14 protein-coding genes and 1 other annotated feature are annotated in these 16,503 nt (G+C 38.3%); of the genes, 11 read left to right on the top strand and 3 right to left on the bottom strand.

Translation table 11 applies throughout. From position 1 onward, the window contains the following. Positions 1-144: 144 nt before the first annotated feature. The 3 genes from QKW49_RS05555 to QKW49_RS05545 all read left to right on the top strand — a co-directional run bounded on the left by QKW49_RS05555 (position 145) and on the right by QKW49_RS05545 (position 3,180). Positions 145-1,338, top strand: a complete 1,194-nt coding sequence (locus QKW49_RS05555) for a hypothetical protein (protein WP_282866558.1) — start codon at positions 145-147, stop codon at positions 1,336-1,338. A gap of 466 nt (positions 1,339-1,804) precedes the next feature. Next, a complete protein-coding gene (locus QKW49_RS05550) occupies positions 1,805-2,296 on the top strand; it encodes a hypothetical protein (RefSeq protein WP_282866557.1) in 492 nt (163 codons plus the stop codon). 89 nt (positions 2,297-2,385) lie between these two features. Beyond that, positions 2,386-3,180: a protease complex subunit PrcB family protein gene (locus tag QKW49_RS05545; protein ID WP_282866556.1), complete on the top strand. Its 795-nt coding sequence runs from the start codon at positions 2,386-2,388 to the stop codon at positions 3,178-3,180. A gap of 82 nt (positions 3,181-3,262) precedes the next feature. Here the strand turns inward: QKW49_RS05545 and QKW49_RS05540 are convergent, their stop codons facing one another. The 3 genes from QKW49_RS05540 to QKW49_RS05530 all read right to left on the bottom strand — a co-directional run bounded on the left by QKW49_RS05540 (position 3,263) and on the right by QKW49_RS05530 (position 6,471). Then, entirely contained in the window at positions 3,263-3,646 is a 384-nt protein-coding gene (locus QKW49_RS05540; protein ID WP_282866555.1) for a universal stress protein UspA, read from the bottom strand. A 106-nt stretch (positions 3,647-3,752) separates the two neighbouring features. Next, positions 3,753-5,150 (bottom strand): argininosuccinate lyase, encoded by a 1,398-nt coding sequence (argH, locus tag QKW49_RS05535; RefSeq protein ID WP_282866554.1) that lies wholly within the window; start codon positions 5,148-5,150, stop codon positions 3,753-3,755. Between the two features lie 109 nt (positions 5,151-5,259). Then, complete coding sequence (locus QKW49_RS05530) at positions 5,260-6,471, bottom strand: argininosuccinate synthase (protein ID WP_282866553.1); 1,212 nt, start codon at positions 6,469-6,471, stop codon at positions 5,260-5,262. Positions 6,472-6,710: 239 nt separating this feature from the next. On the opposite strand from QKW49_RS05530, the gene ruvC reads away from it, so the two are divergent. The 8 genes from ruvC to pheT all read left to right on the top strand — a co-directional run bounded on the left by ruvC (position 6,711) and on the right by pheT (position 16,320). Then, the gene (gene ruvC / locus QKW49_RS05525) at positions 6,711-7,205 is read left to right on the top strand and encodes a crossover junction endodeoxyribonuclease RuvC (RefSeq protein ID WP_282866552.1); all 495 of its coding nucleotides are present in this window, start codon (positions 6,711-6,713) and stop codon (positions 7,203-7,205) included. A gap of 187 nt (positions 7,206-7,392) precedes the next feature. Next, positions 7,393-7,989 (top strand): Holliday junction branch migration protein RuvA, encoded by a 597-nt coding sequence (ruvA, locus tag QKW49_RS05520; RefSeq protein WP_282866551.1) that lies wholly within the window; start codon positions 7,393-7,395, stop codon positions 7,987-7,989. 56 nt (positions 7,990-8,045) lie between these two features. Next, positions 8,046-9,044 carry a Holliday junction branch migration DNA helicase RuvB gene (gene ruvB / locus QKW49_RS05515; protein ID WP_282868070.1) on the top strand — a complete coding sequence of 333 codons (999 nt, stop codon included), beginning with the start codon at positions 8,046-8,048 and terminating at the stop codon, positions 9,042-9,044. A 196-nt stretch (positions 9,045-9,240) separates the two neighbouring features. After that, entirely contained in the window at positions 9,241-9,468 is a 228-nt protein-coding gene (locus QKW49_RS05510) for a DUF2905 domain-containing protein (RefSeq protein WP_349239083.1), read from the top strand. Between the two features lie 59 nt (positions 9,469-9,527). Beyond that, entirely contained in the window at positions 9,528-9,854 is a 327-nt protein-coding gene (locus QKW49_RS05505) for a hypothetical protein (RefSeq protein ID WP_282866550.1), read from the top strand. Positions 9,855-10,008: 154 nt separating this feature from the next. Continuing rightward, positions 10,009-12,099, top strand: a complete 2,091-nt coding sequence (locus QKW49_RS05500) for an N-acetylmuramoyl-L-alanine amidase family protein (RefSeq protein ID WP_282866549.1) — start codon at positions 10,009-10,011, stop codon at positions 12,097-12,099. Between the two features lie 278 nt (positions 12,100-12,377). Then, positions 12,378-12,616, top strand: a binding site (T-box leader). Positions 12,617-12,670: 54 nt separating this feature from the next. Then, positions 12,671-13,690: a phenylalanine--tRNA ligase subunit alpha gene (gene pheS, locus QKW49_RS05495; RefSeq protein ID WP_282866548.1), complete on the top strand. Its 1,020-nt coding sequence runs from the start codon at positions 12,671-12,673 to the stop codon at positions 13,688-13,690. Positions 13,691-13,935: 245 nt separating this feature from the next. After that, positions 13,936-16,320: a phenylalanine--tRNA ligase subunit beta gene (gene pheT, locus QKW49_RS05490; protein ID WP_282866547.1), complete on the top strand. Its 2,385-nt coding sequence runs from the start codon at positions 13,936-13,938 to the stop codon at positions 16,318-16,320. Positions 16,321-16,503: the final 183 nt, after the last annotated feature.

Genomic DNA, 16,503 nt, shown 5'->3' with positions numbered 1-16,503 from the left:
GTAAAAAATAGCTTAACTTAACGCGTATGTCCGAAGGATATAAAATAGTATCATATTTTGTTTTTGGTGTGACACTGATCGTAATTTCGTTTGTTTACCAATATTTTAATAAAAGAATAGAGAGTATAGGTGAGGTAATGCCAGATGATAAAAAGACTATTAGCTAGCAGTATTTTATTTATCTTTTTGATTTATAACAGTGTATACGCGCTTGATTTCTCTTACAGCGCAAGCATTGAAAATATGGGGGACAAAAAGTATAAGGCGGTAAGGCTCACTTCCGAAATATACAATCAGATACAGGAAGACATGGCGGATTTAGCTATCTATGATAATAATGAGCCGATACCGTATTTTATAAACAGCTTCACAGAAAATGAAATTGAAACAAAAAAGATCTATGAAATGAAGCTTATTAACTCATTTGTAAAAGATGAACACTTTTATTATGACTATGCTGTCCAGAAGCCTCAAAATGAAGATGTTACGGCAACATCCATTGAAATGCAGATCGATAAAGAAGATTTTGCAAAAAAAGTAGAGATATATGGGGGTTATGATAACATTCATTGGGAAAAAATTCAGGATGACATTCTATATAATGTTGGCGGCAGTAAAAAGCTGGAGATAACGTTTGATGGTGTAAAAAAATACACATACTACCGTTTCAAAATTTCAAATAATTTAGAAGAAGTTTCTTTTTCTTCGGTTAAAGTAAAATACAATACAATATTGCAGAAAAAAGAATACTTCACCAATACCATTTCACCGGCTTTTACAATTGAGGAGAAGGAAAATACAACTGTTATAAAAGTCCGGAGCATTAAGAATTTAAAACTGAGCAGCATTACCCTGAATACAGATAGTATATTTAAGAGAAACGTTGCTTTTGCAGGCAGCGCATCCAAGATGCTTTACAATCTAGAGTTTGAAAATACACAGTATAGAGATTTAACCATTCCGTTAGGCATATGCAGAATTACCTCCGATACTGCTGAAATTGTGATAGACAACCAAGATGATAAGCCTATAAAGGTTTTGGGAATAGAAATAAAATATTTGGTTGATGAGTTGATATTCGAGAGTTCAGAATCAAATGAATATATATTAAAGTTTGGAAATAGCGAAATTCAGAGTCCGAAGAGGTATGATATTTCAAACTACAGAGAGCATATTGTTAATGAAGGATATGATGTTTTAAGACTAAAAGAAATTAAAGCAGAATCATCTGCAGTTCCCATTAAAATACATTATGATTATAAGCTGATTTTTAATATTGTGATTTCAGTAGTTGCGGTAGTGATGGGGATAGTAGTATTTTTGAAGCTAAAAGGATAGTGCTATTCAAACCATACATAGATGCTAATTTTATACTGTGGACAAAGGAAATAATAAACGGAGTGATCAAGAGTATTATCTGGATAGGATTTGCGTATTATATCATAAAAAAATATGATAACCAATTGCCGGTAGTACCAAGAGCGGAAAGTGGAAAAGAAGCATTGCCAAAAACCCCATCCCCTAGGCAGTTCCATGAAAGATTAAATCCGGCAAAATGACACATTATTTATAAATTACGAAATAAATTGGCACTAACCTATATTCCCATTATCTATATAGATAGTTAATTGTAAAGTTAGCGATACTCTTGCCGGAATGCCACATGGGGACAGTTCCTAAGTAGCATGAAAACCATATGCCACAGACGAACCGTTCCCAAGTAGCATTCCTACTTCCGTGCTCCAATTTTTACTTTAGAGTTTTTTATCTATAAGAATCAAGACAGAAGAAATGGAGGGTGTATATGGGGGATCATCAAGAAGCTAGAACTGCTGTAGGTATTGTTTTGCTTTATACTATGATTACAAGTATATTTTCGTTTTTACAGAGATTAGTCGTATTTATAACTGAGGTAGATGGTTTTAGAGGAGCAGTAATGTCATTTTTTCAAAGAAATGGCTTATGGATTATTGTTGCTGCAGGAGTTATTATCATGTCATATGGATATATGAAAAAGCTAGATCTAAATTTTTATTTTGACATATTACAAAATCGGAATATCTGTTTAATAACGGGTGTATTAGTTGTATTAGGAGGGCTAATTAGCTTATCAAGCATAATTCCGCTTTATGTGATGAGCATAAATTCATCTATCCAAATACTGCAGCGATATGCAGGGCAAAACCAGGAAGGAATGGTTATCAAATCTATAATATCAAATGTAGTTTCTGTAGTTATCATTCTATGTCAAATATTATTTGGTATTTATTTAGTAAAATTCAATAGAAAGAATTAGTAAGATAACGTTAAAAGTGAAAATGGAACTTTTAATATCATGTTTCGTCTAATGATTATAAATACCCAAAACAAGGAGCATGATGTAGTATGAAAAAAGTATTATCTTTAATTTTGGTGTCAGTACTGATTTTTAGTGTAGCGGGGTGTCAAACTGGTGCAAATCCTACTGAGGCAGAAAAATTACCAAAAGCTTGGGAAATAGATGGGAAAGCAGAAGATGCGCCACAAGGAATCACAGTCAATGAAATTGATTTTGAACGAATTGCAATAGAAGACTTGGACTCCGAATTACGAGCTGCTTTTGAAGAGGCAAAAATGGAAAGAGGATATAAATTAGTTAAAGACAAAGCAAGTGATCATTATTACTTGGCGGTATTCGCCGGTCAAAAGCCTAGTGCCGGATACGACGTTAAAATAGCAAGGGTTATGGATAATGAGGGTATAACTGATGTTTTGGTGCAGGAATTTGTTCCCGGCAAAGATACAATGGTTGCTGAAATGCTAACCTACCCAATGGATATTGTTAAGTTAACAGGAATTATAGATAATGTAAACCTAAATTTCGTTTCAAAAGAGAAAGAAGAAAAGATGGAAACAGATCCGCTTCCATTACAGAATCCAAATGCTCCGGTTAGCAGCAATGATTCTCAATCATCTACATTATTGGAAACAAAAATTGTAATGGCTGAATACGTAGGTCAAATTGATAACAACTCAATGGAGGTTAAAACCGAAGAGGGTGTAAAGGCGTTGAGGTTAAATGGAATAGCTAAAGAGCAATTGGCTGATTTGAACTTGGATCAGGGAGATACCATTATGCTTGAAGTTTTTAAGAATGATAACAATCAAGAGACAGTTTATTCTATGAAAAAAGGAAAATAAGGTAAAAAAGCAGGACAGGTAAACTGCTTATCCATAGCACAATAAAAAAAGTCTTCCATTAAAGCGGAAGACTTTTAAATATTTATGAAGGCACTATTTTAAAATTCACTTCGGGAAGTTGCTCTTCCAGCTGCAATATGACACTGCTGTCGCTCTTGGAGTGAGGGGACTCACCCAGAATGATGGTAGTAATCTCATTCTTTTTTGCGAACTCAGCTAAAGTATTAATGATATTACTTGAATGTGCTACTGTCATCTCAGCCCCTGTGTCTCTTGCTATTTGGAATAGGTACTCTAAAGCTTCTCCCTCACGGGGGTTGTTCAGGAAGTTGGTACCATCCTTGGTTACATGCACAATAAATAGTTCTCCACCATTATCACGGGCAGTTTTACTGCCTATCTTTATCAAACGTTCACATGTCTTTTGTCGTGTTACGCACACCATTACCTTGAGATCTTTTTTCACGATTGAACCCCTTTACATTTTAGAAATATAGTCATTTAGTGTACATATCTATTATAGCATTTGATTTGCCGGTCGTAAATACAGCAACAATTAACATGTTTATGTTTTATTTGGTATTGAGCTTATATTTTGCTTGGGCAATAAACTGTTTCCCTATTTCAATCGCATGAGATACTGTCTCTTTCGCAGGACCACCAGGAAGGTTCCTATCTTCAACACATTGTTCAAGACTGATCGCTTTATATACATCTTCTTCAAATAACGGAGAGCAGTCTTTATATTCATTCATGGTTAATTCATCCAAACTCTTATGGGTGTTAATGCAATACAGCACCATTTTTCCCACTACTTCATGCGCCTGCCGGAAAGGCAATCTCTTCTTCACAAGATAGTCGGCAACATCGGTAGCATTTGCGAATCCGCCCTGGGCACCCTTATACATATTCGCTTTATTAGGTTTCATGGTTTCAATCATTTTCATAAATACGGGAAGACAAAGCTTTACGGTATCCACTGCATCAAAAATTGCTTCTTTATCTTCTTGCATGTCTTTATTATAGGCAAGAGGGAGGGACTTCATCACTGTTAACAATGACATCAGACCGCCGTAAACTCTACCGCTTTTACCTCTGATTAATTCGGCTACATCGGGATTTTTCTTTTGCGGCATAATGCTGCTGCCGGTACTGTAGGCGTCATCCATCTCTACAAAAGAGAATTCATGGGTGGACCATAAAATCAATTCTTCGCAGAAACGGCTAAGGTGCATCATAATGATGGAGAGGCAGGAAGCAAGCTCAATCGCAAAATCTCTGTCACTCACGCCATCCAGACTATTTTGTGTAATTTCGTCAAATCCCAGTTGGGCAGCAACCATGTTACGGTCAAGGGGATAGGTAGTACCCGCCAATGCACCCGAACCGAGAGGCATGACATTCATTCTTTTATAGCAATCGTGCAATCTTTCTATGTCTCTTTTAAACATTTGAAAATAAGCCATCAGATGATGGGAAAGGGTGATGGGTTGTGCTTTTTGCAAATGAGTATAGCCGGGCAGTATGGTATCCCTATGTTTTTCACTTAAATTCAGCAATACCTCTTCAAGACTTACCAGCATATCACATAATCCAATAACTTCATCTTTTAAATACATGCGTATATCCAGTGCCACCTGGTCGTTCCGGCTTCTGCCGGTATGTAGTTTTTTGCCTATATCTCCGATTCTGGAAATAAGAATTTTTTCAATATTCATATGGATGTCTTCTGCATCGATTTCAAATTCAATTTTGCCGGCTTCGATATCTGCCAGAATTTCCTTTAATGTTTTTTGAATAATTTCGGAATCTTCTTTCGGGATAATACCGCATGCACCCAGCATATTCGCATGTGCGATGCTTCCCAGAATATCCTGACGGTACATTCTTTGATCAAAACGTATGGAAGAATTAAAATCATCCACTAAATGGTCCGTAGCCTTTTCGAATCGGCCGCCCCATAATTTCATAACTGTGTCACTCCTTATGATTGGTGAAAAGTAAAGAAAGGGGAGGTAGGAGTATGCACCTTTTGTGGCAAAGGCTTTTCTCCCACTCCCCACTGTCCACTTTTCACGCTTATTTGTTGTTTTCCATCATCATTGCTCTCACTTTTAGCGGTAATCCAAAAAGATTTATAAATCCTTCAGCATCTTTCTGGTTATAGACTTCATCTTTTCCGAAAGTAGCGATTGCTTCATTATATAAAGAATAATCGGATTTTGCACCGGCCGGCATGCAATTTCCTTTATAAAGCTTCAGTCTTACTGTACCGGTAACGGTTTGCTGAGTGCTGTCCACAAAAGCGGATAACGCTTCTCTCAACGGAGTGTACCAGTTGCCGTCATAAACAAGTTCAGCGAATTTTATTCCGATCATTTGTTTATATTGCAGTGTTTGTCTATCCAAAGTCAAGTATTCCAGTTCCCTATGAGCAGCATACAAGATAGTTCCGCCGGGGGTTTCGTACACACCTCTTGATTTCATTCCAACCAAACGGTTCTCAACCATATCTACGATTCCTACACCGTGCTTGCCGCCAATCTTATTAAGTTTCTGTATCAATTCTACAGGACCATATTCAGTGCCGTTTACTTTCTTTGGAATACCTTGTTCAAAATATACCTCTACATATTCGGGCTCATCAGGAGCTGATTGGGGAGAAGTCATCAGCTTAAGCATTTTCTCATATTGAGGCTCATTCCACGGATCTTCCAAATCAGAACCTTCATGGCTGAGATGCCAGAGGTTTCTATCCATACTATAGTTGTCCTTCTTAGTAACCGGGATAGGGATGTTTCTGGCTTGTGCGTAATCAATAGCATCTTCCCTTGATTTAATATCCCATATTCTCCATGGCGCGATGATTTTCAGATGAGGTGCCAATGCTTTGATTGTGAGCTCAAACCTTACCTGGTCATTTCCTTTTCCGGTTGCTCCGTGACAAATCGCTACCGCACCTTCTTTTTTTGCGATATCAACCAGTCTTTTTGCGATACATGGTCTGGCGAAAGAAGTTCCAAGCAGATATTTGCCTTCATATACAGCACCTGCTTTTAGGGTAGGGAATATAAAATCAGTTACAAATTCTTCTTTCATATCTTCGATATATATTTTGCTAGCTCCGGTTTTGATGGCTTTCTCGTTTAAAGGATCCAGTTCCTCACCTTGTCCGACATCTCCGGCCACTGCAATTACTTCATAATCATAGTTTTCCTTTAGCCAAGGTATAATGATAGATGTATCCAAACCACCTGAATAAGCTAATATAACTTTTTCCTTGCTGCTCATATGCAAAACCTCCTCATTGTGATAAAATAGTCTTTGTAAAACTTGAATCTATTATACATGAATGTGTATAAATATTCAATATGAATATTTATAAAATTTTATTATGGTTATCTGATAAGATGATTTTATACGGTTAAGATAAGGGATATATCATACGGATTCCCGGCGTTTGCAGTAGAATGTAATTTTATGCATAAAAACGTATAAATATAATTGTGGTTGGCATTGTGAGGAGCAGAATGATTATTTTAGGAATAGACCCCGGTATTGCGATTGTGGGTTATGGTATAATAAAATATGAAGAGAATAGGTTCTCAGTGATAAATTATGGCGCAATCACCACCCATTCATCCATGAAATTACCTGATAGACTTAAAGAAATATTTGAGGATATGAATCAGTTGATTGATTTGTATCATCCGGATGTAGTGGCGGTGGAGGAACTGTTTTTCAATAAGAATGTAAAAACTGCGCTTACGGTGGGTCATGGCAGAGGTGTCGCGCTTTTGGCCGCTGCCAATAAAGACTTGGAAATATTTGAGTACACGCCGCTTCAGGTAAAACAGTCTGTCGTAGGGTATGGCAGGGCGGAAAAAGCGCAGGTGCAGCAAATGGTGAAGGTAATATTGTCATTGAATGAAATCCCAAAACCGGACGATGTTGCGGATGCGCTTGCAGTAGCGGTATGCCATGCCCATTCAGCGAATTTGAGCGGCAGGCTGAGATATTTATAGTGTTTCTTTTGAATATTAAACAGTATAGTTGTAGGGGCAGGCCTTGTGTCTGCCCGGTAACCAGCGGCGATTCAGAGGGCAGACACAAGGCCTGCCCCTACAGGTTAATAGGTCGTAAATCATTGGAATTTATATAAGTAATAAAATAAATCATTATAAATTATTATAAAAACAGGAGCGTGGCAGGGTGTTTGCGTATTTAAAAGGAATGTTGGAACATATTAAGGAACATATCATGGTGATAGATGTAAATGGTGTAGGATATAAAGTACATACATCCTTATCCACAGTGGAAAAGCTGCCGGCACTGCATCAAAACGTCAAGGTATATATATATTTGCATGTCAAGGAAGATGCGATGGATTTGTTTGGTTTTATAGATGAAGAAGAATTAAGCGTATTTGAATTGCTGATCGGAGTATCGGGGGTGGGGCCGAAAGCGGCGCTTGCCATTTTATCCACCATATCTCCTGCCAAATTTGCGTTGGCGGTAGCGTCATCAGATGCTAAGACCATTATAAAGGCGCCGGGTGTAGGCAATAAACTTGCGCAGAGAATAATTTTAGAACTTAAGGATAAAATCAAATCAGAGGATTTAGCAGCATCATATCAAGAAGAACAAGGTTTTATACAGGAGAATGACCATCCGTCCGAAGCTGTTCATGCACTGGCTGCCCTCGGATATTCTTATCCTGAGGCAAATCGTGCAGTTCAGGCAGTAAAAAATGATGGAGTGGAATTAGAAGAAATCATTAAGCTTGCATTGAAAAAATTAATGAAGTAAACTGTATTCCGGAAAATAGAAAACATTAACATATAAAGCAGGGGGAACGCATGAGTATTGAAAATCGTATTATTACAACGCAGCTTACCGAAGAAGATCTGGATATTGAGACAGGGCTTCGGCCCAAAACGCTGGATGAATATATCGGTCAAAGTAAAGCGAAGGAGAATCTTACTATTTTTATAGAAGCCGCGAAAAAGAGAAAAGAAGCGTTGGATCATGTTTTATTGTATGGTCCTCCGGGATTGGGGAAAACGACACTTGCCAATATTATTGCCAATGAGATGAGCGTGAGTATCCGCATCACTTCCGGTCCTGCAATCGAGAAAGCCGGTGACCTTGCGGCAATACTTACCAATCTTGGACATCATGATATACTATTTATTGATGAAATCCACCGCCTCAACAGAAGTGTGGAGGAAATACTATATCCTGCGATGGAAGACTATGCGCTGGATATCATCATCGGAAAAGGGCCCAGCGCTCGTTCTATACGCCTTGACCTGCCGAAATTTACGCTGATTGGTGCAACTACCCGTGCGGGGCTGCTTACATCGCCGTTACGAGATCGATTTGGTGTTATAAGCAGACTTGAGATGTATACTTCGCAAGAATTGGAGAAGATTGTAATCCGTTCCGCAAGGATACTTGGGATAGATATTGAGACGGAAGGCGCAAGAGAAATCGCGAAACGCTCCAGAGGGACGCCAAGAATTGCAAATAGGCTGCTAAAAAGAGTGAGGGATTATGCACAGGTAAAGGCAAATGGAAACATTACCAAACAAGTTGCGGATGCCGCTTTGAATATGCTGGAAGTGGACCGCATAGGTCTGGATTTGGTAGACAGAAGGATGATTTTGGCGATTATTGAAAAATTCGGCGGCGGGCCGGTAGGGTTGGAGACGCTTGCCGCTTCTATCGGTGAAGAAAGCAATACTATAGAAGATGTATATGAACCCTATCTTCTGCAATTAGGCTTTATCAATAGAACCCCGCGAGGAAGAACGGTAACAAAACTGGCATATGATCATTTTGGGATTAAATTTGAAGAATAGATTGTGGTTCATAGGTCACGGTTCACAGTTCAAAGAAATTTAATCTGACAGTAAAATAATATATAACTTGGTGAGTTAATAGTTTAAATATAATTATCTATTTATATGGAGTGTCATTGGCAAGGAGTGAGAAACGAATAAAAAACTCCCCACTCCCCGCTAACCACTCCCCACTATATAATTTAGGAGGATTGCGGTGTTGGATTTTTCATCATCTATTGGAAAAATGTTGATTACAATCGGTGTGATTATGATTGTAGTTGGAGTAATTTTTATATTTGGAAGCAGAATCGGGATAGGAAAATTGCCGGGTGATATCGCAATAAAAAAGGGTAATTTTGCCTTCTACTTCCCTATCGTGACATCCATTGTTTTGAGTATAATTTTGACAATTATTTTAAATATTATAAGAAGATTTTTTTGAATTTAAAAAATAATTTAACTCCTTTTATGAGAAAATAACTTTAAAGGAGTTGATGTATTATGTTAAATAGTGTATTGGAAACTCGAAGTGTAAATGATGGATTGCACAGGATTATGATTGAAATACCTGAAAAAGAGTTTGAAGCGGTATATGATCAATATACCAACGATATTGCTTCCGAATTTTTGACTTATTATCTTGAGAATAGGAATGATGACGGGAAACCTTCGGATATTCAGATAAAGCATGACAAAAATGGACATGTGGTACGGATTGTAGCCAATATACATTACCTTGAAAATGAACACACATCCTATAGCCGCCAGTATGGCAGCTATTTTGAAGACATTGAAGGAAATAAATACGATATAAACAAAACGCATTAAAAGATACCTGCACCGTTAACGGTGTAGGTATCTTTTAAGTTGTTACAATTTCATTACGATTATTTTACAAATAGCCTTTTTGATGGTTTTCATGAAGGGAATTACGATTTTATGTCGAATTGTAGTTCTAGGGAAAATTTTTGTGAGGTGCGATATGATGAAGAGGCTATTTGCAATACTGATTTGTTTAACACTAATAATTGCGACACCGGTGTACGCTCAAATAGATACAGCTAGTTTAACTAAATTATTTTATGACGGACAATGGCATGAATATAATGTTCCGGTAACACATCTTCAAGTAAATGGAGAAAAATTGGAGACAGATGTACCACCCGTTGTATTTAATGACCGCTCTGTTGTACCTGCGAGGGCAGTATTCGAAAAACTTGGAGCGCAAGTCTCGTGGGATAGTGCAAAAGGGCAGGTAGCGGTTGCTATGAACAATAGCAATGTGCTGCTAACTATTAATGACAAGTACGCTGTTGTAAACGGTAAAAAACATGAGATGGATATTCCTGCTAAGATTATTAATGACAGAACCATGGTTCCTGTACGGTTTGTTGCGGAAACATTGGGTATGAAAGTGGATTGGAAAGCACCGCAGAGACTCATTACTATCGATTATACAACAAATACCGGTGAGGTGCCGGTGCCGGACACCGGTAAAAGCGGTATTACTCAAGATGTGAAGATTAGTAATGTTGATTGGCAAGTAATTGGTAATAAAACAAGAATTACCATTACCTCTAATGCTGCGATGAATGAGTACTCTACTTTCGAGCTGGATGATCACCCTAGACTGGTGGTAGATCTGAAAAATGCAATACTCGATATGGAAAAAAAATCTATTGATATAAGCGGTAATAACGTTAGTAAGATACGGTACTCCCAATACGAAATCAATCCTAATATTACCCGGTTTGTAATAGATTTAAATTTATGGACAAGCTATAATGTAGAACTATCTGATGATAAAAAACAAATTTATGTAGATTTTAATAATGAGCTTTCAACTGTGAAGAGAATCAGTAGTACAAAAGACACTGTAAGTATTAAAATGGATACGGTGCAAAAGCCGAATATTTTCAGATTAAGCAATCCCGATAGGGTGATCGTGGATATTCCTTTATCTCGATTAGACTCGGGAGAGAAAAGTATTGATGTCAATAGAGATATCATTAAAACGGTAAGATATGCACAGTTTAATGAAAATACCGTAAGGATTGTCATTGATGTAGATGGGCAGCCGCAATTTGAAGTAGGTGAAGAAGAAAACGAGTTGAATTTGGAGCTCTCTACCGCAACTTATAAAAATGTACACTATAATAATTATGAAAGCCCTCAGTTGATTCTTAACGGATCAATTGATGCTTCGAGTTATAAAGAGTATGTTGAAGGAAATATATATACGCTATCCATACCGGCCTCTAAGCTTGATTTGGGAGAAGGCAGGCTGTTTATTAATGACAGCTATATTGATTTTATCGATATCACAAGAAACACTCAGACAGGTATGGCGGATATTGTTTTTCATTCAAAAAAGACTTGTAAGTATACAATAAGTACCCAATCAAGCAACGGTAAAACGGTTATTGATATGAAAGAGGCGTCTGTCAGTGATACAGTTAATACACCTGTCAATATAGAAGTGAGTCAGGCAATTAAAAATAAAGTAGTGGTCATAGATGCCGGGCACGGAGGTAAAGATCCGGGAGCAATTTATAAAGATGAGATTAAGGAAAAAGATCCTAATTTGACGATATCGACATACTTGTATAAGATGTTAAAAGATGCCGGTATTAAGGCATATATGACCAGAACGGACGATACCTTTGTGGAACTGCAAGATAGAGCTGTTTATGCAAATAACTTAAATGCTACACTATTCATTAGTGTACATAATAATGCAATGCCTGATCCGAATTATGATGGAACCATGACACTGTATTATCCTTCATCGTCAGCTTATAGTTCAGAATATGGTATTACCGGAAGAAGGTTAGCGCAGATCGCACAAGAAGAAATGGTGAAGCATCTGGGGACTACCGATAGAGGCCTTAGAGAGCGGCCAAGATTGGTAGTGCTGAATAAAACAACTATGCCTGCCATTATAGCGGAAGTTGCGTTTTTAACCAACAGTTCCGATCGAGAAAAGCTAAAAGATGATGCATTCTTGAAGAAGGCAGCAGAGGCATTATATGTTGCAACCATAAGGGCATTAAATGAAAGTGTATCTAAGTGATCAAACATGTGCTACAGATAGGGTAATATGAAATGTTTTAAATGATAATCTATGTGCTATTCATGGTAGGGGCAGGCCTTGTGTCTGCCCTTATAAAATAGTTGGATGTTTTTAGGCAGACACAAGGCCTGCCCCTACAACAAAGGATGCATTTTAATTAAAGTATGGATTAAATTACATATTTATAAAAATAAACGAGTAAGTCTGGAAAAATAAATGTATCTGTACCCCTTGAACTATTGGTTTTAGTATGTTAAAATATACTTCAAACTTTATATTTAAAAGCAATGAAGGAGAAAAGTAGATTAGAACTAGCCATAAGAGAGAAAGTGCCATCGGCTGCAAGCACTTTTGGGAAAAGTCTGATTGAAGTTCACTCTGAAGCTGTATTACTGAAGGCTGAGAGTAAGTAATACCGGGATAACCGTTATTGATGAATGAGTGTTTGTTGTATGTCTAATTGCTATACATACGCAAAAATCAGGGTGGTACCGCGAACTATACCTTCGTCCCTATTCAGGGGCGGGGGTTTTTGTTTTTTTGGAGTATATATTGAAAGGAGCTTTATCATATGAAGGAACAGTTAGAAAATATTAAGGTTCATGCTGTGCAAGATTTGGAGAATGCCTGCTCTATGCAGGAGTTGGAAAACATAAGAATAAAATATATGGGAAAAAAAGGTGAGCTGACTTCGGTACTTAGAGGAATGGGTGCATTGTCTGCCGAGGAAAGACCGATTATCGGACAGTTGGCCAATGAAATCAGGAGCTTCATTGAAGAAAAAATTGAAAGTTCCAAACAGGTTATATTGTCTAAAGAGAAGCAAGAAAAGCTTCAAAAGGAAGTCATTGATATCACTATGCCCGGTAAAAAACATGAGCTTGGTAAGAAGCACCCTTTAAGCATCGTGCTGGATGAGATTAAGGATATCTTTATTGGAATGGGGTTTGAAATTGCTGAGGGGCCGGAGGTAGAACTGGACTATTACAATTTCGAAGCGCTCAATATTCCAAAGAATCATCCTGCCAGAGATACTCAAGATACTTTTTATATTAATGATAATATTGTGCTGCGGACGCAGACCTCTCCGGTTCAAATCCGTTCGATGGAGAACAGCAAGCCTCCTATACGGATTATTTCACCGGGAAGAGTATATCGTTCCGATGCAGTGGACGCGACGCATTCACCTGTATTTCATCAGGTAGAAGGATTGGTTATAGATAAAAATGTAACGATGGGCGATTTGAAAGGAACGTTGGAGGTTTTTGCGAAAAGGTTGTACGGTGACGATACGAAAGTTCGATTCCGCCCGCATCATTTTCCATTTACCGAACCGAGTGCCGAGATGGATGTCTCATGTTTTGTATGCGGGGGTTCAGGCTGTAGAGTCTGTAAGGGTGAAGGCTGGATTGAAATTCTCGGCTCCGGAATGGTACATCCCAAAGTATTAAAAAATTGCGGTATTGACCCTGAAGAATACAGCGGTTTTGCATTTGGAATGGGACTGGAGAGGATCGTAATGAAGAGATTTGGTATTGATGATTTAAGGCTCTTCTTTGAAAATGACATGAGATTTTTGAAACAATTTTAATTAGTTCACGGTGAACTAAAAATGGACAATGGACAATGGACAATGGACAATGGACAATGGACAATGGACAATGGACAATGGACAATGGACAATGAGAAAGAATGATTGATGAATAAAGATTTGAGTAAATTCTTATATTTGATCTATTCTCCTATTCTCTAGTATCCATTATCTAAAAATTGTACATTGTACATTGAAACATTGTACATTATTAATATAGGATATATGGGAAGGAGCATGATTTGATGAAAGTTCCAATGAGTTGGCTTAAGGATTATGTTGATATACAAGGTTCTCCTGAAGAATTTGCCGATGCGATGACCATGTCAGGGTCAAAAGTTGAGGGGGTAGAAAAAACAGGAGAAGGAATAGAGAATATAGTTGTAGGAAAAATTTTGACTGTTGATAAACATCCTGATGCGGATAAACTGCAGTATTCTCAAGTAGATTTAGGAGATGAAACAGTACAAATCGTCACGGGAGCAACCAATATCAAGGTTGGCGATTATATTCCTGTTGCGAAGCACGGTGCAAAACTGCCGGGAGGTATGACCATCAAAAAGGGCAAGCTGAGAGGGATGGAGTCTAACGGGATGATGTGCTCTATTGATGAGCTGGGATTAACAAAAGAGGATTGGCCGGATGCTCCGGATCACGGTATCCTGATTCTTGACAAAGAATATCCTCTTGGCAAGGATATAAAAGAAGTTCTGGGTTTAAATGAAAATGTTATTGAGTTTGAAATAACTTCCAACCGTCCCGATTGTTTAAGCGTATTGGGGCTCGCAAGAGAGGCGGCAGTTACTTTTGGAAAAGAATTTAACATGCCTCAAATTCAGGTTGAGGAAGCTGGAGAAAATATCAATGACTATGCTAGTGTAGAGGTGCTTGCACCGGATTTATGTCCTCGTTATACGGCACGGGTGGTAAAGAATATAAAAATTGAGCCTTCTCCAAAGTGGATGAGGAACCGCTTAAGAGCAGCCGGTGTAAGACCGATCAATAATATTGTTGATATAACCAACTATGTCATGTTGGAGTTTGGTCAACCTATGCATGCCTTTGATTTAAATAACGTAGCCGGAAATAAAATTATCGTGAGACGTGCGAACCAAGAAGAAATCATCCATACGCTGGATGAGCAGGAAAGAAAGCTGGACAGCAGCATGCTGGTCATCGCGGATGCTGATAAAGCAGTTGGTGTTGCGGGTGTAATGGGAGGAGCAAATTCCGAAATATCCGAAAGCACAAAAACCATTTTATTCGAATCAGCTACTTTTATGGGAAGCTCTGTAAGATTAACCGCTAAAAAGTTAGGTCTCCGTACCGAAGCATCCGCAAGATTTGAAAAAGGATTGGATGCGAATAATGCTATCCTTGCATTGGAAAGGGCTTGTCAGCTTGTTGCCCAGTTGGGGGCAGGGCAGGTAGTTCATGGGATTATAGATGTGGATAATAGTGATAAAAAGCCTGTTGAGTTAAAGCTTCGTCCGGAAAAAATCAATCGCTTTTTAGGAACGGGTCTTACCAAGGAATATATGGGGGATGTTCTGCAAAAGCTTGGATTCCAAGTAGACCTTAATAATATGGTAGTAACTGTTCCTTCTTTCCGATCGGATGTAGAAGCGGAAGCGGATGTTGCAGAAGAAATTGCACGTATCTACGGTTATGATAAAATTACATCAACCCTTCTATCTGGTACGGCAACACAGGGACGAAAGAATGAAAAACAGTTGTTGGAAGATAAAGTGAAAAATTGTATGATTGCGCAAGGACTGTCTGAAATCATGACATATTCATTTACCAGTCCTAAAGTGTTTGATTATATGAAGGTACCGGCTGACAGTGACCTGAGGAAAGCAGTGGTCATTTCTAATCCGCTGGGTGAAGAAAACAGTATCATGAGAACGACTACATTGTCAGGTATGATTGAAGTGCTGGCAAGAAACTATAACCGCAGAGTAGAAAAAGCAAAGTTATTTGAATTAGGAAGCATATATATTCCTAAGAATATTCCGGTAAATGAGCTGCCGGAAGAAAAGCTGGTTGTTACACTGGGGATGTACGGAGATGTTGATTTCTATGATTTAAAAGGTGCTGTTGAAGAATTATTATTTACGCTGGGAATCAAAGACTATGACTTTGTACGCGAACAAGATCATTCGTCTTTTCATCCCGGAAGAACGGCAAAAATATATATCGGCGAAGATGAATTAGGAGTAGTGGGGGAAATACATCCGGATGTATTGGAGAGCTATGAGGTACCGACCCGGGCATATGCGGCGATGCTGGACTTCAATACGCTCCAGGCTCGTGCGAACCTAAATGCCGAATATCAACCGCTGCCTAAGTATCCTGCCGTGACCAGAGATATTGCGATGCTTGTAAAGGATGAAATCATGGTGAAGCAGATAGAAAACATTATTAAGCAATGCTCCGGTAAAATTCTGGAGGATATAAAGCTGTTTGATGTCTATAAAGGGAAACAAATTCCGGAAGGCATGAAGAGTGTAGCCTATTCAATAATCTTTAGAGCCAGTGACAGAACATTGACTGATGAAGAGATCAATAAAGTATTTGATAAGATTGTAAAAAGTTTAAAAGAAAATCTAGATGCAGAGTTGAGATAGGGAATTAGTTCACAGTTCACGGTTCACAGGTCACAGTTAACAGATGTGACGGTAAATCGTGAACTGTTTTTTAAATGGTGTAAAAAAGCCTGATTAAGCACATAGAAGGAGTGAAGGATGGGGACGGAGCTGCTGCTGCACCTGGTTTTGGTGAAGCTGAAGCTCCGTCCCCGTGCTTTGCGA

Origin of the sequence: Petroclostridium sp. X23, assembly GCF_030013905.1 — a bacterium.
Classification (GTDB): Bacteria; Bacillota; Clostridia; order SK-Y3; family SK-Y3; genus X23.
The sequence above is the reverse complement of the archived record's forward strand: the minus strand, read 5'-3'. Positions and strand labels throughout refer to the sequence as shown.

Coding starts and splice junctions, on each gene's coding strand:
- QKW49_RS05555 (WP_282866558.1), top strand. CDS start 145: ATGATAAAAAGACTATTAGCTAGCAGTATTTTATTTATCTTTTTGATT.
- QKW49_RS05550 (WP_282866557.1), top strand. CDS start 1,805: ATGGGGGATCATCAAGAAGCTAGAACTGCTGTAGGTATTGTTTTGCTT.
- QKW49_RS05545 (WP_282866556.1), top strand. CDS start 2,386: ATGAAAAAAGTATTATCTTTAATTTTGGTGTCAGTACTGATTTTTAGT.
- argH (WP_282866554.1), bottom strand. CDS start 5,150: ATGAAATTATGGGGCGGCCGATTCGAAAAGGCTACGGACCATTTAGTG.
- QKW49_RS05530 (WP_282866553.1), bottom strand. CDS start 6,471: ATGAGCAGCAAGGAAAAAGTTATATTAGCTTATTCAGGTGGTTTGGAT.
- ruvC (WP_282866552.1), top strand. CDS start 6,711: ATGATTATTTTAGGAATAGACCCCGGTATTGCGATTGTGGGTTATGGT.
- QKW49_RS05505 (WP_282866550.1), top strand. CDS start 9,528: ATGTTAAATAGTGTATTGGAAACTCGAAGTGTAAATGATGGATTGCAC.
- QKW49_RS05500 (WP_282866549.1), top strand. CDS start 10,009: ATGATGAAGAGGCTATTTGCAATACTGATTTGTTTAACACTAATAATT.
- pheS (WP_282866548.1), top strand. CDS start 12,671: ATGAAGGAACAGTTAGAAAATATTAAGGTTCATGCTGTGCAAGATTTG.
- pheT (WP_282866547.1), top strand. CDS start 13,936: ATGAAAGTTCCAATGAGTTGGCTTAAGGATTATGTTGATATACAAGGT.